General features: G+C 66.2%; 22 protein-coding genes. 7 read left to right on the forward strand and 15 right to left on the reverse strand.

The window, feature by feature from the left end:
• Positions 1–57 precede the first annotated feature (57 nt).
• Complete coding sequence (gene phaZ / locus H1S04_RS02520) at positions 58–1,380, forward strand: polyhydroxyalkanoate depolymerase (protein WP_181745376.1); 1,323 nt, start codon at positions 58–60, stop codon at positions 1,378–1,380.
• A gap of 166 nt (positions 1,381–1,546) precedes the next feature.
• On the opposite strand, the gene purU is transcribed toward phaZ, so the two are convergent.
• The 9 genes from purU to rpiA all read right to left on the reverse strand — a co-directional run bounded on the left by purU (position 1,547) and on the right by rpiA (position 10,040).
• Complete coding sequence (purU, locus tag H1S04_RS02525; RefSeq protein WP_181743971.1) at positions 1,547–2,431, reverse strand: formyltetrahydrofolate deformylase; 885 nt, start codon at positions 2,429–2,431, stop codon at positions 1,547–1,549.
• 109 nt (positions 2,432–2,540) lie between these two features.
• Positions 2,541–3,287, reverse strand: coding sequence for a hypothetical protein (locus H1S04_RS02530; RefSeq protein WP_181743972.1), 747 nt, complete (start codon positions 3,285–3,287; stop codon positions 2,541–2,543).
• Positions 3,287–3,610, reverse strand: coding sequence for a 2Fe-2S iron-sulfur cluster-binding protein (locus H1S04_RS02535; RefSeq protein WP_181743973.1), 324 nt, complete (start codon positions 3,608–3,610; stop codon positions 3,287–3,289). Before H1S04_RS02535 ends, H1S04_RS02530 begins: the two co-directional genes overlap by 1 nt.
• A 92-nt stretch (positions 3,611–3,702) precedes the next feature.
• Positions 3,703–5,217 (reverse strand): Do family serine endopeptidase, encoded by a 1,515-nt coding sequence (locus H1S04_RS02540; RefSeq protein ID WP_181743974.1) that lies wholly within the window; start codon positions 5,215–5,217, stop codon positions 3,703–3,705.
• Positions 5,201–5,344, reverse strand: coding sequence for a hypothetical protein (locus H1S04_RS02545; RefSeq protein WP_181743975.1), 144 nt, complete (start codon positions 5,342–5,344; stop codon positions 5,201–5,203). Before H1S04_RS02545 ends, H1S04_RS02540 begins: the two co-directional genes overlap by 17 nt.
• A gap of 50 nt (positions 5,345–5,394) precedes the next feature.
• The gene (hflC, locus tag H1S04_RS02550) at positions 5,395–6,603 is read right to left on the reverse strand and encodes a protease modulator HflC (RefSeq protein WP_181743976.1); all 1,209 of its coding nucleotides are present in this window, start codon (positions 6,601–6,603) and stop codon (positions 5,395–5,397) included.
• Positions 6,603–7,853 (reverse strand): FtsH protease activity modulator HflK, encoded by a 1,251-nt coding sequence (hflK, locus tag H1S04_RS02555; RefSeq protein WP_181743977.1) that lies wholly within the window; start codon positions 7,851–7,853, stop codon positions 6,603–6,605. The genes hflC and hflK overlap by 1 nt, the downstream gene beginning before the upstream one ends.
• 76 nt (positions 7,854–7,929) lie before the next feature.
• A complete protein-coding gene (gene gorA, locus H1S04_RS02560) occupies positions 7,930–9,315 on the reverse strand; it encodes a glutathione-disulfide reductase (RefSeq protein ID WP_181743978.1) in 1,386 nt (461 codons plus the stop codon).
• The gene (gene rpiA, locus H1S04_RS02565; protein WP_181743979.1) at positions 9,312–10,040 is read right to left on the reverse strand and encodes a ribose-5-phosphate isomerase RpiA; all 729 of its coding nucleotides are present in this window, start codon (positions 10,038–10,040) and stop codon (positions 9,312–9,314) included. Before rpiA ends, gorA begins: the two co-directional genes overlap by 4 nt.
• A 146-nt stretch (positions 10,041–10,186) precedes the next feature.
• Between rpiA and H1S04_RS02570 the strand changes: the two genes are divergently transcribed.
• The 3 genes from H1S04_RS02570 to H1S04_RS02580 are packed head-to-tail and all read left to right on the forward strand — an operon-like array spanning position 10,187 to position 12,285.
• The gene (locus H1S04_RS02570; protein WP_181743980.1) at positions 10,187–11,326 is read left to right on the forward strand and encodes a bifunctional 2-C-methyl-D-erythritol 4-phosphate cytidylyltransferase/2-C-methyl-D-erythritol 2,4-cyclodiphosphate synthase; all 1,140 of its coding nucleotides are present in this window, start codon (positions 10,187–10,189) and stop codon (positions 11,324–11,326) included.
• A 3-nt stretch (positions 11,327–11,329) separates the two neighbouring features.
• Positions 11,330–11,821, forward strand: coding sequence for a phosphatidylglycerophosphatase A (locus H1S04_RS02575; protein WP_181743981.1), 492 nt, complete (start codon positions 11,330–11,332; stop codon positions 11,819–11,821).
• The gene (locus H1S04_RS02580) at positions 11,818–12,285 is read left to right on the forward strand and encodes a CinA family protein (protein ID WP_181743982.1); all 468 of its coding nucleotides are present in this window, start codon (positions 11,818–11,820) and stop codon (positions 12,283–12,285) included. The genes H1S04_RS02575 and H1S04_RS02580 overlap by 4 nt, the downstream gene beginning before the upstream one ends.
• A 56-nt stretch (positions 12,286–12,341) precedes the next feature.
• On the opposite strand, the gene H1S04_RS02585 is transcribed toward H1S04_RS02580, so the two are convergent.
• Complete coding sequence (locus H1S04_RS02585) at positions 12,342–13,262, reverse strand: hypothetical protein (RefSeq protein ID WP_181743983.1); 921 nt, start codon at positions 13,260–13,262, stop codon at positions 12,342–12,344.
• A 124-nt stretch (positions 13,263–13,386) separates the two neighbouring features.
• On the opposite strand from H1S04_RS02585, the gene H1S04_RS02590 reads away from it, so the two are divergent.
• From H1S04_RS02590 to H1S04_RS02600, 3 genes are read left to right on the forward strand one after another with little or no spacing between them, the layout of a single operon-like run.
• Positions 13,387–13,719, forward strand: coding sequence for a hypothetical protein (locus H1S04_RS02590; protein WP_181743984.1), 333 nt, complete (start codon positions 13,387–13,389; stop codon positions 13,717–13,719).
• On the forward strand, positions 13,719–14,393 hold the full coding sequence (locus H1S04_RS02595; protein WP_181743985.1) for a response regulator transcription factor: 675 nt from the start codon (positions 13,719–13,721) through the stop codon (positions 14,391–14,393). Before H1S04_RS02590 ends, H1S04_RS02595 begins: the two co-directional genes overlap by 1 nt.
• On the forward strand, positions 14,390–15,673 hold the full coding sequence (locus tag H1S04_RS02600) for a sensor histidine kinase (protein ID WP_181743986.1): 1,284 nt from the start codon (positions 14,390–14,392) through the stop codon (positions 15,671–15,673). Before H1S04_RS02595 ends, H1S04_RS02600 begins: the two co-directional genes overlap by 4 nt.
• On the opposite strand, the gene H1S04_RS02605 is transcribed toward H1S04_RS02600, so the two are convergent.
• The 5 genes from H1S04_RS02605 to H1S04_RS02625 all read right to left on the reverse strand — a co-directional run bounded on the left by H1S04_RS02605 (position 15,657) and on the right by H1S04_RS02625 (position 22,647).
• Positions 15,657–16,907 (reverse strand): glycosyltransferase, encoded by a 1,251-nt coding sequence (locus tag H1S04_RS02605; RefSeq protein WP_181743987.1) that lies wholly within the window; start codon positions 16,905–16,907, stop codon positions 15,657–15,659. The genes H1S04_RS02600 and H1S04_RS02605 overlap by 17 nt on opposite strands.
• A complete protein-coding gene (locus tag H1S04_RS02610; RefSeq protein ID WP_181743988.1) occupies positions 16,904–18,529 on the reverse strand; it encodes an ABC transporter ATP-binding protein in 1,626 nt (541 codons plus the stop codon). The genes H1S04_RS02605 and H1S04_RS02610 overlap by 4 nt, the downstream gene beginning before the upstream one ends.
• Entirely contained in the window at positions 18,526–19,629 is a 1,104-nt protein-coding gene (locus H1S04_RS02615) for an ABC transporter permease (RefSeq protein WP_181743989.1), read from the reverse strand. The genes H1S04_RS02610 and H1S04_RS02615 overlap by 4 nt, the downstream gene beginning before the upstream one ends.
• Positions 19,629–20,696 carry a microcin C ABC transporter permease YejB gene (locus tag H1S04_RS02620; RefSeq protein WP_181743990.1) on the reverse strand — a complete coding sequence of 356 codons (1,068 nt, stop codon included), beginning with the start codon at positions 20,694–20,696 and terminating at the stop codon, positions 19,629–19,631. Before H1S04_RS02620 ends, H1S04_RS02615 begins: the two co-directional genes overlap by 1 nt.
• A gap of 73 nt (positions 20,697–20,769) precedes the next feature.
• Positions 20,770–22,647 (reverse strand): extracellular solute-binding protein, encoded by a 1,878-nt coding sequence (locus H1S04_RS02625; protein ID WP_181743991.1) that lies wholly within the window; start codon positions 22,645–22,647, stop codon positions 20,770–20,772.
• Positions 22,648–22,766 lie beyond the last annotated feature (119 nt).

The raw sequence follows: 22,766 nt of genomic DNA on the forward strand, positions 1-22,766 counted from the left end.
GAGGGCATCGCGCGCGGGCGGAGTTGCCATACCGGGGGACGAATGGCCAAACAGATCTTGAAGGGGCTGATCTCCTACGACGCGATGGAGACCATCCGCAACACCAATGAATGGCTGGGGGCTTCGGCGCGGGCGATGGCGTCCTACCCGGCCTTCGCCATGGTCCCGCACCCGGTGTTCCGGCTGATGAGCGCGTGGGGTCGCGTCACCGAACGCAGCTTCGCCCGCATGGTGATCAAGCCTGACTGGAACATCCCGCCGATTCCCGGCGCCGAAGGCCAGGACCATGTCGTCTATATCGAGCCGGTGCTGAAGCGCGATTTCGGCGATCTCGTACATTTCCGCGTCGCCCGGCGCCAGCCGATGGCGCGCAAGATCCTTCTGGTCGCCCCGATGTCGGGTCATTACGCGACGCTGCTGCGCTCCACCGTGACCTCGCTGCTGCCGGATGCGGAAATCTACATCACCGACTGGCACAATGCCCGCGACATCCCGGTCAGCAAGGGCAAGTTCGATATCGAGGATTACACCCAGTACCTCGTCGATTTCATGCGCCACCTTGGGCCGGACGTGAACGTCATCGCGGTCTGTCAGCCCGCGCCGCTGGCCCTGGCGGCCACAGCGCTTCTGGCCGAGGAAGACCCCAAGGCCCAGCCGCGCACCCTGACCCTGATCGGCGGCCCGATCGATCCCGACGCGGCGGCGACCGAAGTGACCGATTTCGGCAACCGCATGACCATGGGCGAGCTGGAATACCTGGCCATCCAGCAGATCGGCTTCAAATACAAGGGCGCAGGCCGGATGGTCTATCCGGGGCTGGCGCAGCTGACCTCGTTCATCGCCATGAATGCCGAAACCCATACCCGCGCCTTCGTGGACAAGATCTTCGCCGAAGCCCGCGGCCAGGCCTCGGAAGGCGACAAGCACAACAAGTTCTATGACGAATATCTGGCGGTCATGGACATGACGGCCGAATTCTACCTCTCGACCGTGGAACGCATCTTCAAGGGCCTTGAGATCGCCGAGAACCGCTTCACCGTGAACGGCAAGCCGGTCGATCTGGGCAAGATCAAGGATGTGGCCGTCTTCACCGTCGAGGGCGCGAATGATGACATTTCGGCACCCGGCCAATGCGTCGCCGCGCTCGATCTCTGCACCGGTCTGCCCGAGGAGAAGAAGCGCCAGCATCTGGAACCGGGTGCGGGCCATTACGGCATCTTCGCCGGCAAAAGCTGGCGCCTGAACATTCGCCCGATCGTGCTGGATTTCATCGACGACAATTCCGGCGCGGAAACGCCCGCGCCGCGCCGCCGCCGTCCGCAAGGCGATGGCGAGGCCTCGGCCACACCCGCCATCAACAGCAGCCGGATGCCGGTCTGAACGCGGCCATTCCGGCGACCAGAAACCGAAACGGGGCGCGGATCGCAAGGCCGCGCCCCCTCTGATTTCCAGCCCCGTCTTCCTCGGGGATCCGTCTTCCTCTCCTCCGCCTGTCCGGCTTCGCCTTTCACTCTGGCCCAAATATCCGGAAAGCGGCCGCGCCCCCTCAGCCCATCCGTTCGGAGGCGTAACCGCCGGGCGACGCCGGAAACACCACCGTCCGCGATCCGTTCAGAAAGACGCGGTGATGGATATGGGCATGGATGGCGCGCGCCAGCACCTGCGCCTCGACATCGCGGCCCAGACTGACGTAATCGGCAGGCGATTGGGCATGGGTCACGCGGACGGTGTCCTGCTCGATGATCGGGCCTTCGTCCAGATCGGCGGTGACATAATGGGCCGTCGCCCCGATCAGTTTCACCCCACGCTCATATGCCTGCTTATACGGGTTCGCACCCTTGAAGCTGGGCAGGAACGAGTGATGGATATTGATGATCCGTCCCGACATTTCCGAACACAGCCGGTCCGAGAGGATCTGCATATAGCGCGCCAGCACCACCAGTTCGGCCCCGGTCTCGGCGACGATCTCCATCAGCCGGGATTCGGCCTCGGGCTTGTTGTCCTTCGTAACGCGGATCTGGTGGAATGGAATGTCGTGGTTCACCACCAGCTTCTGATAGGTCAGGTGGTTCGACACCACGCCCACGATATCGATCGGCAGCGCGCCGATGCGCCAGCGATAAAGAATGTCGTTCAGGCAATGGCCGAAGCTCGACACCATCAGCAGGACCTTCATGCGCTCGGACGCGTCATGGATCGCAGCCTCCATCGCGAAGGCGTCGGCCACGGGCTGGAAGCCGGCGCGCAGGGCGTCGATCCCCTGCCCGTCCATGTCGCGGAAGCTGACCCGCATGAAGAAGCGTCCCGATTCCATGTCATCGAACTGGGCCGAGTCGGTGATGTTGCACCCGTTCTGCGCCAGAAAACCGGAAATCGCCGCGACGATCCCGCGCCGCGTCGGACAGGTGACGGTCAGAACCAGATCGGACATCATTCATTCTCCTTGCAGGGCCGCAATGCGCAAAGGGCACGGGCAGCGTTGGCTAGCGCCGGTGCGGACCGGCTGCAACCGTTTACGGGCGTGCGGGGATCGGTCTTCCCTAGTCACATGACGCGGCTTTGGCAAAGCCCGCCTCCGTCGCCGGAAGCGTGGAGTTCCAGAGGCGCAATTCCGCGCTTTCACCGCGCCGGCCGATCGCGGTCACGGTGCCGTCCGCGGCATTCGCGACCAGAAATGCCCGTTGATCCCGGCAGACGCGGACGCGCGGCGCGGATCCCGCAGGGCCGGCGCCATAGCCGGGATAAGGCCCAAGCGCCCCCGGCGCGTTATCCTGAAAGGAATAGATCAACAGCCTGCTCGCGCCTTTTTCGCGGACGACCACCCCAATCAGCGCGCCGTCATCGCCGCCCGGATCGATCACACCCAGCAGAACGGCCTGATCGACTCCCTCGGCAAAGACCGCCTCGCCCAGAATGCCAAGCTCGGTGCCTGGGGGAAGATAGGCCGCCATGCGCCAGCCGGACGAAGGCACATGCTGGATCACCACCACCTCGGGCTTGCCGTCCCCGTTCACATCGGCGACCTCGGGGCGGTTGCCCAGAAAAAAGCCGCCCTCGTCGGCATCGACTTGCCAGGTCGTGGAAAGGTGGCCGCGGAAGATCGCTTCAGCGCTGCCGCCTCGCCGGGTGATTTCCAGCCGCATACGCGACCAGATCGGCCAATCGCCGGAATAGGCGCCGGCGTCGGCGCGATCTTCGAAAATGGCCGAGACATCCCTTTCGGCCAGTGCCGTACATGGCGGCAGGGTCAGCCCGGCGGCCACAAGCGCCGCGGCGCCAATCCGCATCAGATCTGCTTTTCGGGCAGGTTCACCACAAGACCGTCCAGGTCCGGCGTGACCTTCAGCTGGCAGGTCAGACGCGAGCGCGCCGGATCGGGTTGCCATGCGAAGTCGAGCATGTCTTCTTCCATCGGGTCCTTGGCGGGCAGCCGGTCGACCCATTCGGGAGCCACATAGACATGGCAGGTCGAACAGGCGCAGGCGCCCCCGCAATCGGCCTCGATCCCTGGCACGCCATTGTCGCGCGCGCCTTCCATGACGGTCATTCCCGGCTTCACGTCGATTTCATGGACGGTGCCGTTGTGTTCGATATAGGTAATCTTGGCCATGGCAGTATCCTTCAGCTTTTTGCGCAATAGGCCATCCGGCGCATAAAGAAAAGGGCGGGACCGAAGCCCCGCCCTTTCCGCATTACCGCCGCTTATTCTTCGACGGAAAGCGCCACGAAGCGCGGCTCGCCGCCACGACGGATCATCAGCAGCAGCGACTTGCGCCCGGCATCCCTGGCCTCGGCCACGCGGGCCTCGAGGTCGCTGACCGAGGCCACCGGCTGCTGGCCGGCCTCGGTGATCACGTCGCCCGGCGACAGACCCTTGTCGGCCGCGTCCGAGGTCGGATCGACGGCGCGCACGACCAGCCCTTCCTGACCGTCGCCCATGCCCAGCTCGGCCGCGATTTCCGGGGTCAGCGTCTGCAGCTGCATCCCCAGCGTGTCGCCATCGGAATCCCCCGGCCCCGCAGTGTTGTCGCTGGCCGTGCCCTCGGCGGTCTCGCGACGGCCAAGCGACACCTTCAGCTCCTCGGGCTTGCCGTTACGCAGGACGGTCACGTCGACCTCCTCGCCGATCGGGGCCTGAGCGACGCGGGCGACCAGATCGCGGTCATCCACGATATCGTTGCCTGCAAACCGGGTGATCACGTCGCCGGCCCTGATACCCGCATTGGCTGCCGGGCCTTCTGGCACATCGGTGACCATCGCGCCCTTGCCGGCATCCAGACCCAGCGATTCCGCGATTTCAGGCGTCACCCGCTGGATCTTCACGCCCAGCCAGCCGCGCCGGGTTTCGCCGAATTCGCGAAGTTGCTGGACGACATTGCCGACCACGTTCGACGCCATCGAGAAGCCGATCCCGATCGAGCCGCCATTCGGCGACAGGATCGCGGTGTTCACACCGATCACCTTGCCGTCCATGTTGAACAGCGGGCCGCCCGAATTGCCGCGGTTGATCGAGGCGTCGGTCTGGATGAAGTCGTCATAGGTGCCGGTCAGCGCGCGACCCCGCGCCGAAACGATCCCGGTCGAGGCGGAGAATCCCTGCCCCAACGGGTTGCCAAGCGCCAGCACCCAGTCGCCCACACGGGCCGAATCGCTGTCGCCGAAACCCACATAAGGCAGGTCCTTGGCCTCGACCTTCAGCAATGCGATGTCGGTCTGCTTGTCGGTGCCGACGACCTTGGCGGCGCGGCGGGCGCCATCGCGAAACTCGATTTCAATCGAATCTGCGCCTTCGATGACGTGATTGTTGGTGACGATATAGCCGTCATCCGAGATTACGAAGCCCGATCCCAGCGCATTGGCGCGCTGCGGCTGGCCCTGCTGTCCACCGAAACGGGGATCGCCGCCGGGGCCCTGATTTGGCATCGGAAAGCCGAAATCGCGGAACAGGTCCGAGAACGGGCTGCCTTCGGGGAAGGCCGGACCGGTCGGCTGTTCGATCACGGCGGTGGTGTTGATGTTGACGACCGCGGGCGAGACCTTCTCGACCAGATCGGCGAAGCTGTCGGGCATGACCTGCTGGCGGCGCGCGGCCGTGTCGGGTGCGGTCAGCGGTGCGTCAGCGGCATTGGCGGCCTCCTGCGCTGTTACGGGCAGCGCGCCAAGCGTCAGCGCCGCCACGGAAACAGAGGCCAGAATACGATCAAAGCGGGTGCGCATCGAATGTTCCTTTCATCAGAGCGCCAAGCAAGTTCAGCGCACGGCCCGGATGGCCGGTTTGCAGTTGCAGAGAACGGCAGATGGGGAGCCGTTGCAAATAAATCACGCTCAGCGTGAATGAACTCATCGTGATTTTTATGAAACAAAAGGGGGCGGCCGAAGCCGCCCCCGCCGGGATCAGTTGGTGACCGGTGCCTCCGCCTCGGGCGCGGCCTCAGCCTCGGGCACGGGCGCTGCGTCAGGTGCGGGCGCCGCCTCGGTGGCAGGTTCTGCCTCGGGCGCGGGCATCGTATCCGCAGGCGGCACCGGCGAGGCGGCGGCATCGGGGGCATCATCGCCCATCGCCGCCCCCGGCTCTGTGTCCCAGGGCATTTCCAGCGGCTTCGGCGTCACCGCGCTGTCGGCCTGGATCGGGTCCATCGGCGCGCCGTCCTGCGCGGGCAGCGTCGACAGGTTCTCGGCCGGCGGCAGCGCTTCGGGCGGGGTGGCCGGCGTGGCATTTTCCGCCCCGTCATTGGTCAGATAGGTGAAGAAATCCCCTTCCGGCTTGACGACGATCTGCGAATTGCCCGCCTGCAACGCCCGTTCGTAGGCCGTCATCGAGCGGGTGAAGGCGAAGAACTCCGGGTCCCGCCCGAAAGCCTCGGCGAAGATCGCGTTGCGCGCGGCGTCGGCTTCACCCCGGATGATCTCGGCGTTCCGGCCGGCTTCCGAAGTCAGCTCGACCACGGTGCGATCCGCGGCGGCGCGCACCCGGCGCGCGGCCTCGTTCCCGCGGGCGATCTCGTCGGCGGCCTCGCGCTGGCGCTCGGCGCGCATCCGTTCATAGGTCGCCGCGAGGTTCTGCTCGGGCAGATCGGTGCGCGTCAGGCGCACGTCGATGATCTCGACCCCCAGCCCTTCCGAGTTGCGCCGGGCCTCGTCACGGATCTGGTTCATGAGCGTCGTCCGGTCATCCGACAGTACGGTGGTCGAGGGGACGCCCCCCAGCACCTCGCGGATGGCGGTGCGCACGATCGGGTCCAGACGGCCCATCGCGGCTTCGATGCCGCCCGCGCCCACGGCCTGACGGAAGCGGACCACATCGGTGATGCGCCAGCGCGCAAAGGCGTCGACGATCAGGCGGCGGTCATCCAGCGGCGTGACCTCGGCCGGATTGGTCGACAGGCCCAGCATGCGGTCGTCATATTTCACCACCTGATCCATGAACGGAATCTTGATCCCCAGACCGGGGCGTTCCTGGACATGGACCACCCGGCCCAGACGCAGCACCAGCGCCTTTTCACGTTCGTCGACGATGAACAGCGACGAGGCCGCGATCACCCCAACCACGAGCAGCGCGGGAATTGCCAGCGTCCCCAGAAGTTTCTTGCGTGCCCCGGCCATCAGTTGCCCCCCGTCTGAGTATTGCCCGAGGGCGAAGTGTTGCTCTGATCCGCCGCCGGCGGCTGTTCGTTCCGCTGGCGGACACGATCAAGCGGCAGATAGGGCACCGCCCCCGCGCTGTCATCGAGCAGCACCTTGTCGACGCCGCCAAGAACTTTTTCCATGGTTTCCAGATACATACGCTTGCGCGTTACCTCGGGTGCCTTGGCATATTCGGCATAGACCGAGTTGAAGCGCGCCGATTCACCCTGCGCCTCGTTCACCGCCTGCGCGCGGTAGGCTTCCGCGCCTTCGACCAGGGCCGCAGCTTCACCGCGTGCGGCAGCCAGGACCCGGTTGGCATAGGCATCGGCTTCCTTTTCCAGCGCGTCGCGGCGCTGCTGGGCGGCCTGCACTTCGCGGAAAGCGTCAATCACCTCGCCCGGCGGATCGGCGCGGTCGAGGTTGACGCGCACCACGTTGATCCCCGACTGATAGCTGTCGAGTGTCTGCTGCACCGACAGCTTCAGATCCTCGGCAATGGCGCCCCGGTCACGGTTCAGGATCGGCGCCAGTTCCGAGCGCGCGATGATGTCGCGCATCGAGGATTCCGCCACCGCGCGGATCGTGCCCGCCGGATCGGCCAGATTGAACAGGTATTTTTCCGGGTCCGAGATGTTCCAGACCACCTGATATTCCATGTTCACGATATTCTGGTCGCGCGTCAGCATCAGCCCGGTATCGACGGCGCTGATATTGCCGCTGCCCTTGCGAACCGGATCGGTCTGGCCGGTGCCGATTTCGGTCACGCGCTCGCCGGTGACCTGCACGATTTCCTTGGTGACCACCGGCCACGGCGCAAAGTTCAGGCCCGGATCGCCGGTGCCGACCGCACGGCCGAACAGAAACTCGACCGAACGTTCTTCCGGCTTGACCGTGTAGAAGCTGGCGAAAGCCCAGAGGCCCAGCAGCACGATCGCGCCCAGACCCAATGTGCGCCGGTCGAAGCTGAAGCCCGGCCCCTGTGGACGGCGCGGCCCGTTGCCATTGCCCGATCCGCGGCCACCCATCAGCACGCGCAGCCGATCCTGGCCCTTTTTCATCAGATCTTCGATTTCGGGCAGATCGGCCGGACGACGCGGCGGTTCGGGACGTTGGCCGCCCTGCTGCCCCCATGGCCGCTGCGGGCCGCGAGGCGGCTCCTTGCCGTCATTATCGCCGCCATTTCCGTTATTTCCGCCGTTGCCGCCGCCCCAGGGGCCCTGTGCCATCTGCTGCCTCTTCCTGTTTTACTCGTGCCTGAAACTGGGGGCAAAGGCCCGAAAGTCAAGGCTTTGCCCATCTTCTCTATGCCCTATCGGGCGCCGTCGCCTCGTGTCTGCGGGTGGGCTGGCGCATGGTGACCAGCTCCTCGGCCAGGGTCGGATGGACGGCGACGGTGCGGTCGAAATCCTCCTTGGTGGCGCCCATGGTGATCGGAATCGCGGCCAGCTGGATCAATTCCCCGGCCTCGGGACCGAATATCTGGCAGCCCAGCACCTTCCGCGTCGCCTCGTCCACGATCAGCTTCATCATCACCCGCGCGTCCGAGCCCGCAAACAGCGACTTCATCGGCCGGAAGCGGGTGTCGTAGATTTCCACCCCGCCGCGACGAATTGCCTCATCCTCGGTCATGCCGATGGTGGCGACTTCGTGCGGGCGGGTATAGACGGCGCCGGCGACCAGATCATGGTTCAGGTGATGCGGGTTGTTGCCGAAAAGGGTATCGGCGAAGGCGTGGCCCTCGCGGATGGCCACCGGGGTCAGGTTCACCCGGTCGGTCACGTCGCCCACCGCGAAGATCGAGGGGATGTTCGTCTGCGACCATTCATCGACTGCAATCGCGCCGTTCGGGGTCAGCCCGACCCCCGCCGCTTCCAGTCCCAGACCCTTGGTATAGGGCGTGCGGCCGGTGGCGAAGATCACCGCGTCGAAATCCTCGGACTGGCCATCTGCAAAGGTGACACGGACCCCGTCGCCGGCCTTGTCCAGCCGGGCCGGTTGCTGTTTCAGCCGGACATGGATGCCGATATCGGCCAGCTGCATGGTCAGCAGCTCGCGCAGGTCCATGTCAAAGCCGCGCAAGACCTTATCGCCGCGATAGACGAGCGTGGTGTTCACCCCTAACCCATTGAGAATGGTCGCAAACTCACAGGAGATGAAGCCCCCCCCAACCACCAGCACCTTACCCGGAAGGCGGTCCAGCAGGAACAGATCGTCCGAGATCAGGCCCAGATCCTCGCCGGGGATGCCCGGCAGCTGCGGGCGACCGCCGGCGGCGATCAGGATATGTCTGGCGCTGATGCGCATGCCGTCGGCCAGTTCGACCTCATGCGGGCCGACAATGCGGGCGCGCTGATGGAAAATGTTGACGCCCGCGGCTTCCAGTCCGCGGGTATAAGCCGCTTCCAGGCGGTTAAGCTCGGCATCCAGCTTGGCCTTGAAGGCGTCCCAGCTGAAGCTGCCCGCCGTGGCGCCCTCCCAGCCGAATCCGCGCGCCTGTTCAGCCTCGGCCGGCGCGGTCGAGGCGAAGACCATCAGCTTCTTGGGGACGCAGCCGCGGATCACGCAGGTGCCCCCCATGCGGCTTTCCTCGGCCAGTCCGACCTTGGCGCCATAGCCGGCGGAGATGCGCGCCGCCCGCACCCCGCCAGAGCCGCCGCCGATCACGAACAGGTCATAGTCAAAACTCATTCCGCGATCTCCTCGACGGTCAGCTCGACCACGCTGCCATCGGGCTGGCCGATAATGGCCAGATCGCAGATGCCAAGGAACAGCCCGTTCTCGACCACGCCCGGCAGCGCGTTCAGCGCCACCGACAGCGCCGCCGGATCGGGGATTGCCTCCAGTGCCAGATCGAGGATGAAGTTGCCCTCATCCGTCAGCACCGGCGCACCCGCGTGCATCCGCCGGGTGACCGCGCGGCCTTCCAGCTCCAGCTTGTCCAGCACCCGCAGCACCAGTTGACGCGTGGTCTGCCAGCCGAAGGGGATCACCTCGACCGGCAGCAGAAATGCGCCCAGGGTCTCGACCACCTTGGCGCCATCTGCCATGACCACCATCCGCGCCGAGGCGCAGGCCACGATCTTCTCACGCAGCAGCGCCGCGCCGCCGCCCTTGATCAGGTTGAGGTCGGGATCGACCTCATCGGCGCCGTCCAGCGTCAGGTCAAGCCAGCCGATATCATCCAGCGCCTCGATCTTCAGGCCCAGGCTTTTCGCCAGATCCGCCGTGGCCTGGCTTGTGGCGGCGCAGCGCAGGTGCAGCCCCTCGGCCTGCACCCGCTCGGCCAGGCGGCGCACCATGAAGGCCGCCGTCGATCCGGTGCCAAGCCCGAGCCGCATCCCGTCCTCGACCAATGCGACGGCCGCGACCGCGGCGGCGTTCTTGGCGGTATCGGCAGGGGAAAGTTCGGTCATGGCTGTGGTCCTTGTCGCAGCGTTCATCAGCCCCACTTATCTAACCCGCCCGCGCCGGGATAGACAGGGGGCCGAGGCGAAAAGAGAGTGCGCCGCGCCGGTGCGGCACGATTGCGCGGCGCCCGCGCCTCGACTAGACCAGCCCCATGCAGGAACTGGACCACATCGCCGTCATCATCACCTCCGCCGGGCGCGGCAGCCGCATGGGGGGGGAACCGAAGCAATGGCGCGATCTCGGCGGGCGCTCTGTTCTGGCGCGCAGCATCGATGCCTTCGCCGGCTTCGGCCGCGTCGTGGTGACCGTCAGCCCCGAGGATATGGCCCATGCGGTCGCGGCCCTGGGCGGGTCGGTCACGCTGGTCGCGGGCGGCGACAGCCGGTCCGACAGCGTCCGCGCCGGGCTGGAGGTGCTGGAGGGCAGCGGCGTCACCCATGTGCTGATCCATGACGGCGCCCGGCCGCTGGTCCCGGTCGATGTGATCGCGGGCGTGGTCGCGGCGCTGGAACGCGGGGCGGTCGCCGCCGCCCCGGCCCTGCCCGTCACCGACGCGCTGTGGCAGGGCGCGGACGGACGGGTCACCGGCATGCAATCGCGCGAGGGGCTGTTTCGCGCCCAGACCCCGCAGGGGTTCCGGCTGGACACCATTCTGGCGGCCCATCGCGCCTTTCCCGAAGGCGCCGCCGACGATGTCGAACTGGCCCGCCGCGCCGGGCACGAGGTGGTCATCACCCCGGGCGCCGAGGACAATCTGAAACTCACCTATGGGCCGGATATCGACCGCGCCCGCCGTATCCTGGGGGGCGCGATGGATATTCGCCTTGGCAATGGTTTCGACGTGCATGCCTTCGAGGATGGCGACCACGTCACCCTCTGCGGGGTGCGGATCGCCCATGATCGCGGGCTGAAGGGGCATTCGGACGCCGATGTCGGCATGCACGCCCTGACCGATGCCATTTATGGCGCGCTGTCCGAAGGCGATATCGGCCGGCATTTCCCGCCCTCCGATCCGCAATGGAAGGGCGCCGACAGCGCCATCTTCCTGCGCCATGCCGCCGAGCTGGCACGCGCGCGCGGCTTCCGCTTCGGCAATGTCGACGTGACGCTGATCTGCGAGGCTCCGAAGATCGGCCCCCATGCGGGTGCCATGCAGGACCGGCTGGCCGAGATCATGGGGATTGACGCGTCCCGCGTCTCGGTCAAGGCCACCACCTCGGAACGGCTGGGCTTTACCGGCCGGGGCGAGGGCATCGCCGCCATTGCCACCGCCACGCTGATGAAAGGATAAACCATGGACCGCATGATCGTGACCTGGTTCGGCGCCGGGCTGATGAAACCGGCCCCCGGCACCTGGGGTTCTGCTGTGGCGGTCGCGCTTGGCGTGCTGATCCACTGGATCGGCAGCTTCCCGCTGCTGGCGCTGGCGACCATCGCGGTGACCGCACTCGGCTTCTGGTCGGTTGGGCGCTACACGCGGGGCATGGAGGATCCTGACCGCTCGGAAATCGTCATCGACGAGGTGGCGGGCCAGTGGCTTGCGCTGTGCTTCCCGTCCTACGGCTTCTGGCACGCGGGGCTGGAATCGACCAATTTCCCCTGGCCCGGCTATGTCGCGGCTTTCCTGTTCTTCCGGCTGTTCGACATCTGGAAACCCTGGCTGGTCGGTCGGGCCGACCGCGAGGGGGGGACCATGGGGGTGATGCTGGACGACCTCTGGGCGGGGCTGTTCGCGGGCCTCGCCACCATGGTCTGCGCCGGCATCTATCACGGATTGATCATGTGAGCGTCGCGGCCGAAATCCTCGCCGCAGCCCGCGCGCAGGGGCTGATGATCGCCACGGCGGAAAGCTGCACCGGCGGCCTGATTTCGGCCGCGCTGACGGCCGTGGCTGGATCATCGGATGTGTTCGATCGCGGCTTCGTCACCTATTCCAATGCCGCCAAGCAGGAGATGCTGGGCGTTCGGGCGGCGACACTGGCCGCGCATGGCGCCGTCAGCGAGGAGACCGCCGCCGAGATGGCCATCGGCGCGCTGAAGAACGCGCAGGCCGGGCTGGCGGTGTCGGTCACTGGCATCGCCGGTCCCGGCGGGTCGGATCACAAGCCCGAGGGGCGCGTCTGCTTCGGCGTGGCAACGCCCAACGGCGTTGCCACCGAAACGGTGGAGTTCGGCGCGCCTGGCCGCGACCGGGTGCGCACCGCAGCCACAGAACATGCACTGGCGCTGCTGCTGGCCGCGCTTGGCTGAACATCACGACAAAGGCGCGGCCCGAAGGCCGCGCCCCCAGCACGTCCCGCGCCGGGTCAGCGGGCTGTTTCGCGCACGACCTCGCCGCCAGGGGTGACAACCACCAGAACGTCCTCGCCCTGGGGATTGGTGGCTTCGACGACGATTCCGTCGGGGGTGGGGCGCAGGTTGTCGACGGCGGTGTAGCCGCCGCTTTCCAGCGCGCCACGCAGCGCGGCTTCGTCAATCGGCGGCGGCGGAGGCGGCGGCAGGTCGCGACCCGGACGCCCTTCGGGCGCACCACGATCAGCGCGATCGCCCCGGTCGCCGCGCGGGCCCTTGTCGCCACGCGGCCCCTTCTCGCCGTGATCCCCGTGGCCCGCGCGCGCGCCTTTGCCCTCGCGCCCGCCATGGAAACCCTCGCCGTCACGCGGACCTTTGCCCTCGCGCCCCATCCAGCCGCCCCGGCCTTCGCGCCCCTCGCGGCCGCCACGGTCGAAATGCATCAGCGCGCCCTCGGCGCTGAAGCCCATGCGGACCTCCTCACCCTTGGCGTCCTGACCGGCGACCATGACCGCGCCGTCGCGCGAGCCGATTGCACTCAGCACCGCGATCTCGGGCAGGATCGGATGGGCGCGCGCGCCCTCAGGCAGCAGCGCCTCGACCACCGAGGCGGGCAGCGCCGCCCCTTCGGCGGTGCGCATGCCAACCAGTTGGCCTTCGCTGTTGACCATGGCGTCGAAGGATTTGCCGGTTTCGGCGATGGTGCCCTCGACGAACAGGCCGCCGCGCGGACCCGGCCGGCTGGTCACGTCGCTGAAGGCCGCGCCTTGCAGGATCTCGGGAACCGCCGGCGCGGCGGGCGAGGCAGGGGCCGACTGCTCGGCGGGGGCCGGCTGCTCGGCCGGGGCCGGCGCGGTCTGCGCCTGAGCCAGGCCCGGCCCCAGAATAGCCATAACCGCCAGCGCGGTGACCGAAGCTTTCAATGTGCTGCTCATCTGTTTTCCTTTCAGAATGTGCAGGGGCATCGCCCCCGATACGGACGGTCTAGCGAATCGTTTGCGAACCAATCACCAATGGGCCATTGGGATTTCGTTTACCTTCTGAGGCTAAACTGGCAGCATGTTCCGCATCACCGTTCTTTTGCTGGCCTTCGCCACGCCGCTTGCCGCCGAACCGGCGCGGCCCGCGCCGCTGATGCCATTTTACGCGCTCGTGAAGATCGTGGCACAGCGTTTCGACGGCCGGCTGCTGGCGGCACGGCTCGATGCGCCCCGGCCTTACGAATTCGCCTTGGGGGCCGAGGTGGTCCAGCAACTGACGCTGCTGTCGCCGCAGGGCAATGTCCTGCTGATCCGGCTGGACGGCGTCACCGGCCGCGTGCTGGATGTGCGCGGCCGCGGCCTGACCGCCGCGCGCGCCAAGGGCAACGACCGCGAAAGGGATCACGACTGATGCGCTGCCTGATTGTCGAGGACGACCCCACCCTGTCCGCCCAATTGGCGCAGGCCATGCGGGATGCGGGCTTCGTGCCCGATTGCGCAGCCGATGGCGAGCGGGGCGAATATCTGGGAGCAACCGAAATCTATGACGTGGCGGTGCTGGATCTGGGGCTGCCGGGCATGTCCGGGATCGCGGTGCTGGAAAGCTGGCGCGGCGCGGGGATCACCATGCCGGTTCTGATCCTGACGGCGCGCGGAGAATGGGCCGACAAGGTGGCGGGTTTTCGCGCCGGCGCCGATGACTATGCCGTCAAGCCCTTTCGCCTCGACGAGGTGGTGATCCGCGCCCAGACGCTGGTGCGCCGCGCCGCCGGCCATGCCCAGCCGGTGATCGCGGCGGGGGCGCTGCGGCTGGACAGCCAGCTGGGCGTCGTCACCCGCGACGGGCTGCCGCTGAAGCTGACCGCGTTCGAGCAGCGCATCCTGTCCTACCTGATCCACCACAAGAACCGCATCGTCTCGCGCACGGAACTGGCCGAACATCTCTACGACGCCAATGCGGATCGCGATTTCAAATCGATCGAGGTGGTCATCGGCCGGCTGCGCAAGAAAACCGGGGAGGGCGTGATCGAGACCCGCCGGGGCGAGGGCTATGTCCTGCGCGACGCCCCCGCAACCGCCCCGTGATCGGCTGGCGCTCGATCCGGGGGCGGCTGTTATGGCTGTCGGCGGCCTGGCTGAGCGTCGCCCTGCTGACAGCGTGGCTGGTCATCGGCGGGGTGCTGGAACGCTTCGTCACCACCCGCTTCGATGCCGAAACCGCCGCCGTGGCCGATGCGCTGATCGCCGGAACCGAGGCGGATGCCGAGGGGCTGGCGCAATTGCAGAACGCGCCCAGCGATCCGCGTTTTTCCGCACCGCTCTCGGGCTGGTACTGGCAGATGACGGCGGATGGCCAGGTCTTCGCGGCCTCGGATTCGCTTTATCAGGCACAGCTTGACGGCGATGCCGGCCCGGACGGCGCGGCCCTGCGCCTGACCCGGCGCGACTTCACCGTCCCCGGCAGCACCGAGGCCCTGAGCCTGACCGTCGCCGCCCCCCAGGCCGAGATCGACGCCTCCCTGTCCGCCGTGCGCCGCCCGCTCGCCTGGACGCTTGTGGTGCTGGGCCTGGGTCTCGGGCTGGCGGTGCTGGTGCAGGTCACGCTCGGCCTCAGCGCGCTGAAGGCGATGGGGCGCGATCTGCGCGCCGTCCGCGCGGGCGAGGCAGCCACCCTGCCCCAGCCCGATGCCGCCGAACTGCAGCAGGTGGCGCAGGAAATCAACGCCCTGCTGGTCCAGAACCGCACACAACTGGCGCGCACCCGCGAGCAGATCGGAAATCTCGCCCATTCGCTGAAAACCCCGCTGATGGCGCTGCAGGGCGACATGGCGCCCGATGATCCCGGTCAGGCGATGATCGCGCGCATGGACCGCCAGATCGCCTGGCATCTGAAACGCGCCCGCAGCGCCGGCGGGCGCCGGGTTCTGGGACAGCGCACGCCACTGGCACCGGTGGTCGCGGATATCGCGCTGGTGCTGCGCCGGGCGCTGGAGGATGGCGGCATCACGCTGGAGCAGGACGTGCCGCCGGGCGCGACGCTGCCGGTGGAACAGCAGGACGCACAGGAAATGCTGGGCAATCTGATGGAAAACGCCACCAAATGGGCGCAGAGCCGGATCGCGGTCGCTGCGCGCATCGACGGCCAGCGGATCATCGTCACCGTGGCCGATGACGGCCCCGGCATGCCCGACAGCGATCACGCAAAGGCGCTGGCGCGCGGCACCCGTCTGGACGAGCGCGGTCCCGGCGCCGGGCTGGGGCTGGCCATCGTGGCCGATCTGGCGGCGTTGAATGGCGGCGGCCTGACGCTGGGGCGCGACGAGTCGCTCGGCGGAATGTCGGCGCGGATCAGCTTGCCCCTGTGACCCCCGGCTGGCCATGCGGCGCGAAGCTTTCCACCCAGTCGATCAGCCGGGGCAGACTGTGCTGGCGCAGGTCATAGCCGTCGAGGATGGTCTGGCGGGCCGCCGCGCGCAGCACCTGTGCCTGCGGATCGGCACCCGACAGCCCCCAGATCAGCGCGGCCGACAGCGCCGGCACATCGAAGAAGGGCACCAGCCGGCCATTCTCGCCATCGGTGATCAATTCGCGCACCGGCTCGGTGTCCGAGCCGACGATATAGGCACCCGCCGACATCGCCTCGGTCAGCGACCATGACAGGACGAAGGGATAGGTCAGATAGCAATGGACGCGCCCGATCTGGATGACGCGGCGATAGTCGTTATAGGCGACGCGGCCCAGGAAATGCACCCGGTCGAGGTCGATCCGCCCCTCGGTTTCGGCCAGCATCTTGGCCTTCCAGCTGTCGGCGTCCTGCGGCTTGCCGCCATAGCTGACCCCCTCGCCGCCGATCAGCACCACCTGCGCTTCGGGCCGCGCCGCCATCACCTCGGGCAAGGCGCGCATGAAGATGTGAAAGCCGCGATAAGGCTCCAGCGAGCGCGACACGAAGGTCAGCACCTCATCGCCTGCGCGCAGCACCCGACCGTTCGGCAAGGTGAGGCGCGCCTGCGGATCGGGGCGCATGATGTCGGTGTCGATGCCGTCATGGATGACGGTGATCTTCGATTGCAATTCGGCCGGGAAACTGCCGGCCTGATAGCGTGTCGGCGCCAGCGCCGCGTCGCATTGCAGGATGCCCAGGGCCAGATGCGCGTTGCGCGCCGTGGTGGAGAAACGCGACCAGTCGAGATCGCGGATGAATTCGGCGTCGAACCCCACGTCCTGACCGCGGGTGCGATACAGCAGCTCGGCATAGACCAGAAGTTTCGCGTCGGGCCAGATCTCGCGCAGGAACAGCGTCTCGCCCCAGCCGGAATGGCCGAAGATCACGTCGGGGGTATAGCCGTGCCGGTCGCGCAGCGCGCGGGCGCCGCGCGCGGCCATCAGGCCACGCTCGACATGTTCGGCGTAAGACTGCGCCATCGGCTGGCTGCAGGTTACTTTCTCGGGGGTCTTGTATTTCACCACCGGAACGGGGCTCGAGCGCGGATTTTTCTGGTCGGTCAGTGCCAGAACGTCATGGCCGCGCCTCCGCAGGGCGGGTGCCAGATGAGGGAACTGTCCGGGGAAATTCTGGTGAACGAACAACAATTTCATACGGGTTCCTCGACGGTGCGATCCCGGAACGCCGCCGCCATCAAGGCGCGGGTATAGTCGGTGACGGGGGCATCGAAGACCTGATCGACGCTGCCCTGTTCGACCACTTCGCCCGCGCGCATGACCATGATCTGATGGGCCATGGCGCGCACCACCCGCAGATCGTGGCTGATGAACAGGAAGGTAAGCCCGTGCTTTTGCTGCAGATTGCGCAGCAGATCGACGATCTGCACCTGCACCGTCATGTCGAGCGCGCTTGTCGGCTCGTCCAGCACGACCACCTTCGGGCGCAGGATCATCGCCCGCGCAATGGCGATGCGCTGGCGCTGCCCGCCGGAAAATTCGTGCGGATAGCGGTGCATGGTCTCGGGGTTCAGCCCGACCTCGGCCATGATCTCGGCCACCATCTCGCGCCGGTTGCGCCCCGGATCGACGCCGTGAACGCCCAACCCCTCGGCAATGATCTGTTCGACCGTCATGCGCGGGCTGAGACTGCCGAACGGATCCTGAAACACGATCTGCATGTCGCGGCGCAGCCGGCGCAACTGACGGCCGCCCCAGCGCGAGATGTCCTGTCCCAGATAAAGGATCGGCCCGTCGCTTTCGATCAGCCGCATGATCGCCAAGGCCAACGTGGTCTTGCCCGAGCCGCTTTCGCCGACGATCCCCAGCGTCTCGCCGCGCCGCACCGACAGCGTGGCGCCATCGACCGCCTTCACATGCCCGGTGACGCGGCGCAGCAGGCCGCGCTTGATCGGGAACCAGACCTTCAGGTCGCGGGTCTCGACCATGACCTCGGCGCCCTCGGGCACAGCCTCAGCGCGGCCCTGCGGCTCTGCCCCAAGAAGCTTGCGGGTGTAGGGGTGCCGGGGATTGGCAAAGATCTCCTCGGTCGGACCCTGCTCTACGATCTCGCCGTCCTTCATTACGCAGACCCGGTCGGCGATGCGCCGAACCAGCCCCAGATCGTGGCTGATGAACAGCATCGACAGCTGCTCGTCGCGCTTCAGTTCCGCCAGCAGATCCATGATCTGGGCCTGAATGGTCACGTCGAGTGCGGTTGTCGGCTCATCCGCGATCAGCAGTTCCGGCCGGTTCGCCAGCGCCATCGCAATCATCACCCGCTGGCGCTGCCCGCCCGACAACTGATGCGGATAGTCCTGCAACCGGCTTTCGGCATTGCGGATGCCGACGCGGTCCAGCAGTTCGACGATGCGCGCCCGCGCCGCCGGCCCCTTCAGACCCTGATGCAGCGCCAGACTTTCCGACAGTTGCCGTTCCAGCGTGTGCAGCGGGTTCAGCGAGGTCATCGGCTCCTGAAAGATGAAGCTGATGTCATTGCCGCGAATGTCGCGCAGCACCGGTTCGGCCGCGCCGACCATCTGCCGGCCCTCATAGGTGATCGAGCCGTCGAGCTCGGCCGCATTGCCCAGCAATTGCACGGTCGAGAGCGCGGTCACTGACTTGCCCGACCCGGATTCGCCCACCAGTGCCACCGTCTCGCCCCGGTTGATCTGGAAGCTGACGCCCTTGACCGCCGGGCTCAGCTTGCCGTCCTGCCGGAAGCCGATCTTCAGATCGCGCACATCCAGCACGACCTCGGGGGGGGAGGCTGCAGTCATTTGAAGGTCTTCCGGGGGTCGAAGGCGTCACGGATGCCTTCGAAGATGAAGACCAGCAGCGACAGCATGATGGCGAAGGTGAAAAACGCGGTGAAGGCGAGCCAGGGCGACTTCAGATGCTGTTTGCCTTGCAGCGCCAGCTCTCCCAGGCTTGGGGCGGATGCCGGCAGGCCGTAGCCCAGGTAATCCAGCGCCGCGAGGCCGGAAATCGTGCCGGTCACGATGAAGGGCAGCATGGTCAGCGTAGCCACCATGGCGTTGGGCAGGATGTGACGGAACATGATGACCCGGTCGCTGACGCCAAGCGCGCGGGCGGCGCGGACATATTCGAAATTGCGCGCCCGCAGGAACTCGGCCCTGACCACGCCCACGAGCGCCGGCCAGCCGAATAGGATGGTCACGAAGACCAGCAACCAGAAACTTCGCCCGAGGATCGCGAACAGGATGATGATGACGTAAAGCGAGGGGGTGTTCTGCCAGATTTCCATGATCCGTTGCAGAATGATGTCGGTGCGGCCGCCGAAATAGCCCTGAATGGCCCCCATCGCGACGCCGATGGTCGAGGCCACCACCGTCACGATCAACGTGAACAGGATCGAGGTGCGGAAGCCGTAGATCACCCGCGCCGTTACGTCGCGCGCGGTATTGTCGGTGCCCAGCCAATGGGCGGCATCGGGCGCGCTCGGCGCCTGACCCACATTGTTGATGGTGTTGTAACTGTAGGGGATCACCGGCCAGATCATCCAGCCCTGTTCGGCGCGGGGCACGTCGCTGCTTCCATCCTTCACCGATGCGGCGAAGCCTTCGGGGTCGTCCCAGCACTCATCGCGTCCGCCCGAGACGATCAGGCACTGCACCGCCGGGTCGGTATAGATCGCCTGGGTGGCGAAATCGCCGCCGAAAGTGGTCTCGGGGTAGAATTTGTAGACAGGGAAATACAGCTCGCCCTTGTAACTCACGACAATGGGTTTGTCATTGGCGACCAGTTCGGCGAACATGGCGATGGTGAACAGCGCCGCGAAGAGGATCAGCGACCAGAAGGCGCGGCCGTTGCGGCGGAAGTTGCGCCAGCGGCGGCGGTTGAGTTCTGAGAGCGCCATCAGCCTGCCCGCTTTTCAAAGTCAATGCGCGGATCGACCAGCACATACATCAGATCCGACAGGATCCCCACCAGCAGCCCGAGCAGCCCGAAGACGTAGAGGGTGCCGAAGATCACCGGATAGTCGCGCTGCACCGCCGCCTCGAACCCCAGCCGGCCGAGGCCGTCCAGCGAGAAGATCGTCTCGATCAGGATCGAGGATCCGAACAGCATCCCGATGAACATCGCCGGAAAGCCCGCGATCACGATCAGCATGGCATTGCGGAAGACATGGCCGTAAAGCACGCGCCGCTCGGTCAGGCCCTTGGCGCGGGCGGTCATGACATATTGCTTGTTGATCTCGTCCAGAAAGCTGTTCTTCGTCAGCAGCGTCAGCGTCGCAAAGCCCGAAATCGCCGAGGCCGTCACCGGCAGGGTGATATGCCACAGGTAATCCTTGATCTTGCCGAAGGTCGACAATGTGTCGAAATCGGAACTGACCAGCCCCCGCAGCGGAAAGATCTTCCAATAGGACCCGCCCGCAAACAGCACCATCAGCATGACCGCGAACAGGAAGGCCGGGATGGCATAAGCGATGATGATCAGCGTCGAGGTCCAGGTGTCATAGGGCGTGCCGTCACGCACCGCCTTCTTGATGCCTAAAGGTATCGAGATCAGATAGGCCAGCAGCGTCGACCATAATCCCAGCGTGACCGAGACCGGCATCTTCTCGACGATCAGGTCGATCACGCTGGTCGAGCGGAACCAGCTGTCGCCGAAATCAAAACGCAGATAATCCCCCATCATCGACAGGAAGCGTTCCAGCGGCGGCTTGTCGAAGCCGAATTCCTTTTCCAGTTCGGCGATGAATTCGGGCGGCAACCCCTGGGCGCCCGCATATTCGACGCCGCCGCTGTCGCCGCTGCCGCCGGCGATATTGGCGAAGGCGTCGCCCTCGCCCCGGACCTTGGCGATCACCTGCTCGATCGGGCCGCCGGGGACGAACTGGGTCAGGGTGAAGTTCACCACCATGATCCCGATCAGCGTCGGGATGATCAGCAGCAAACGCCGCAACAGATAAGCCGCCATAGCCCGCCCTTTGCCCGCATGTGGCGGTTTTTCCCGCCCTCAGTCGTTGTTTCGTGCCGCTGCCGACTGCACCCTAGCGCAACGCCCCGGCCGCTTTCAGCTTTTCTGCCTTTTCCGCGTTATACCACCAGAAATCAAGTTCACCCAACGCATAGGGGGGCAATTGGGCCGGATGTTCATACTGGTCATAATAAGCGACCAGATGGTCGGGATTATACCAGTTGGGCACCCAGATCCGCATCGCGCGCAGCGCCCGGTCAAGCGCATGGGTGGCGGTCACCATCTCGGCCTCGGTCTTGGCGGCGACGGCGGTGGCGATCAGCTTGTCGATGGCGGGGTTGGCGACGCCGGCCGGGTTGAAGACATCGTTCACCCCCTGCGAGCCGAAGGTCTGATACAGCCCGTCGCCCGCGATCATGTCTGTCAGCGCATGGCCGATCATCAGGTCATAGTTGAACTCGTATCGCCGGGTCTCGTATTCGGCATCGTCCACCCGCGCCATCTTCGCATCGACGCCGAGAGCGCGCAGGTTCGCCACATAGGGGTTGATGATGCGGTCGAAGGTCTGGCTGTCATTCATGAACTCGACGCTGAGCACCTGCCCCTGTGCGTTGCGCCGCATCCCGTCCGGGCCGGCCACCCAGCCCGCTTCGTCCAGAAGCGCCGCCGCCATACGCAGCGCGGGGCGGTCCATCTGCCGCGCGCCGCCTTTGGCGGGGACCACTGCGTCCTCGGTCAGGATCCCCGCGGGCAGATCGGCTGCCAGCGGCTCCAGCAGGGCCAGTTCGTCCGGGCCGGGCTTGCCCATCGCCTTCAGCGGGCTGTTGTCCCAGAAGGATTCGGTGCGGGTATAAAGGTCATAGAACAGCGCCTTGTTGGCCCATTCGAAGTTGAACATCAACGCGATGGCCTCGCGCACGCGGGGGTCCTGGAACTTCTCGCGCCGCAGATTGATGAAGAAGCCCTGCGCCGGGGCCTTGTTGCCATTGGGCAGCGTCGTCTTGACGACATAGCCCTTCTGGAGTGCCGGAAAATCATAACCGGTGGCCCAGGTGACCGAAGAATTCTCGTTGCGGAAAGCATATTCGCCGGCCTTGAAGGCCTCGAAGGCGGCATCGGAATCGCCGAAATATTCGATACGGATGCGGTCGTAATTGTGCCGCCCCCGATTGATCGGCAGGTCCTTGCCCCAATAATCCGGGTTGCGTTTCCAGACCACGGTGCGCCCCATATCGGCGCGGTCGAACATATAGGGACCAGAGCCGATGAAGGCTTTGGCGCTGCTGGCCTCCAGATCCCGGTCATTCTCCTCGAAATCCTTCTTCGAGAAGACCGGCAGGCCGCCCGCGCCCTGGATCACGTCGCGGCGCGGATAGCCCTCGACGAAATCAAAGCGGATGCGGCGGTCATCCAGCACCTCAGCGCCCTTGATCGACTGGGCGATCACCGTGCGGAACGAGTTCAATCCCTTCGCGCGCAGGGTTTCATATGTGAACAGAACATCCTGCGCGGTGACGGGGCTGCCATCGGAAAACTTCGCCTCCTCCCGCAGGGTGAAGATCACCCAGTCGCGGCTTTCGGGATATTCGATGCTCTCGCAGAGCAGGCAATAGGCGGCGCCGATCTCGTCGGCGGTGCCTTCCATCAGGGATTCATGCATGGCCGAGGACATGATCGCCGGGCGGCCCTTCACCGTATAGGGGTTGAAGCTGTCGAAGCCCCCGGTCCAGGACATCGAGAACTCGCCCCCTTTTGGCGCGTCGGGATTGACATAGGGCAGATACTGGAAATCGTCGGGCAGTTTCGGCGCCCCGAACACGCCGATGCCGGCGGCAATGGTGGTTTTCTCGGCAGCCGGGGCGGCGGCGGGCGTGGCCTCCTGCGCGGCCAGAGGGACCGCCAGCAGCGACAGCGGCAGGATCAGGGCGGCAAGAAATTCGGGTCGGCGCATGACGGTCCTTCGCAGATCTGTTGAACCGCAGGCTACGGCAGGGCGCGCACCCGGATCAATCCGCGTTTTCGTGAGCGGGGGGCCACAAATGAAAACGCCCGGCCGCGAGGGCCGGGGCG

Origin of the sequence: Paracoccus sp. S1E-3 (genome assembly GCF_013868135.1) — a bacterium.
Classification (GTDB): Bacteria; Pseudomonadota; Alphaproteobacteria; order Rhodobacterales; family Rhodobacteraceae; genus Paracoccus.

What these genes read in the sequence shown, in the direction of transcription:
- H1S04_RS02625 (WP_181743991.1), bottom strand. Translation starts at nt 22,647, where the DNA reads ATGCGCCGACCCGAATTTCTTGCCGCCCTGATCCTGCCGCTGTCGCTG.
- H1S04_RS02535 (WP_181743973.1), bottom strand. Translation starts at nt 3,610, where the DNA reads ATGGCCAAGATTACCTATATCGAACACAACGGCACCGTCCATGAAATC.
- rpiA (WP_181743979.1), bottom strand. Translation starts at nt 10,040, where the DNA reads ATGACCGAACTTTCCCCTGCCGATACCGCCAAGAACGCCGCCGCGGTC.
- H1S04_RS02620 (WP_181743990.1), bottom strand. Translation starts at nt 20,696, where the DNA reads ATGGCGGCTTATCTGTTGCGGCGTTTGCTGCTGATCATCCCGACGCTG.
- gorA (WP_181743978.1), bottom strand. Translation starts at nt 9,315, where the DNA reads ATGAGTTTTGACTATGACCTGTTCGTGATCGGCGGCGGCTCTGGCGGG.
- H1S04_RS02610 (WP_181743988.1), bottom strand. Translation starts at nt 18,529, where the DNA reads ATGACTGCAGCCTCCCCCCCCGAGGTCGTGCTGGATGTGCGCGATCTG.
- H1S04_RS02575 (WP_181743981.1), top strand. Translation starts at nt 11,330, where the DNA reads ATGGACCGCATGATCGTGACCTGGTTCGGCGCCGGGCTGATGAAACCG.
- H1S04_RS02595 (WP_181743985.1), top strand. Translation starts at nt 13,719, where the DNA reads ATGCGCTGCCTGATTGTCGAGGACGACCCCACCCTGTCCGCCCAATTG.
- H1S04_RS02585 (WP_181743983.1), bottom strand. Translation starts at nt 13,262, where the DNA reads ATGAGCAGCACATTGAAAGCTTCGGTCACCGCGCTGGCGGTTATGGCT.
- H1S04_RS02605 (WP_181743987.1), bottom strand. Translation starts at nt 16,907, where the DNA reads ATGAAATTGTTGTTCGTTCACCAGAATTTCCCCGGACAGTTCCCTCAT.
- hflK (WP_181743977.1), bottom strand. Translation starts at nt 7,853, where the DNA reads ATGGCACAGGGCCCCTGGGGCGGCGGCAACGGCGGAAATAACGGAAAT.
- H1S04_RS02545 (WP_181743975.1), bottom strand. Translation starts at nt 5,344, where the DNA reads ATGAGTTCATTCACGCTGAGCGTGATTTATTTGCAACGGCTCCCCATC.
- H1S04_RS02570 (WP_181743980.1), top strand. Translation starts at nt 10,187, where the DNA reads ATGCAGGAACTGGACCACATCGCCGTCATCATCACCTCCGCCGGGCGC.
- H1S04_RS02590 (WP_181743984.1), top strand. Translation starts at nt 13,387, where the DNA reads ATGTTCCGCATCACCGTTCTTTTGCTGGCCTTCGCCACGCCGCTTGCC.
- hflC (WP_181743976.1), bottom strand. Translation starts at nt 6,603, where the DNA reads ATGGCCGGGGCACGCAAGAAACTTCTGGGGACGCTGGCAATTCCCGCG.
- H1S04_RS02615 (WP_181743989.1), bottom strand. Translation starts at nt 19,629, where the DNA reads ATGGCGCTCTCAGAACTCAACCGCCGCCGCTGGCGCAACTTCCGCCGC.
- H1S04_RS02530 (WP_181743972.1), bottom strand. Translation starts at nt 3,287, where the DNA reads ATGCGGATTGGCGCCGCGGCGCTTGTGGCCGCCGGGCTGACCCTGCCG.
- purU (WP_181743971.1), bottom strand. Translation starts at nt 2,431, where the DNA reads ATGTCCGATCTGGTTCTGACCGTCACCTGTCCGACGCGGCGCGGGATC.
- H1S04_RS02540 (WP_181743974.1), bottom strand. Translation starts at nt 5,217, where the DNA reads ATGCGCACCCGCTTTGATCGTATTCTGGCCTCTGTTTCCGTGGCGGCG.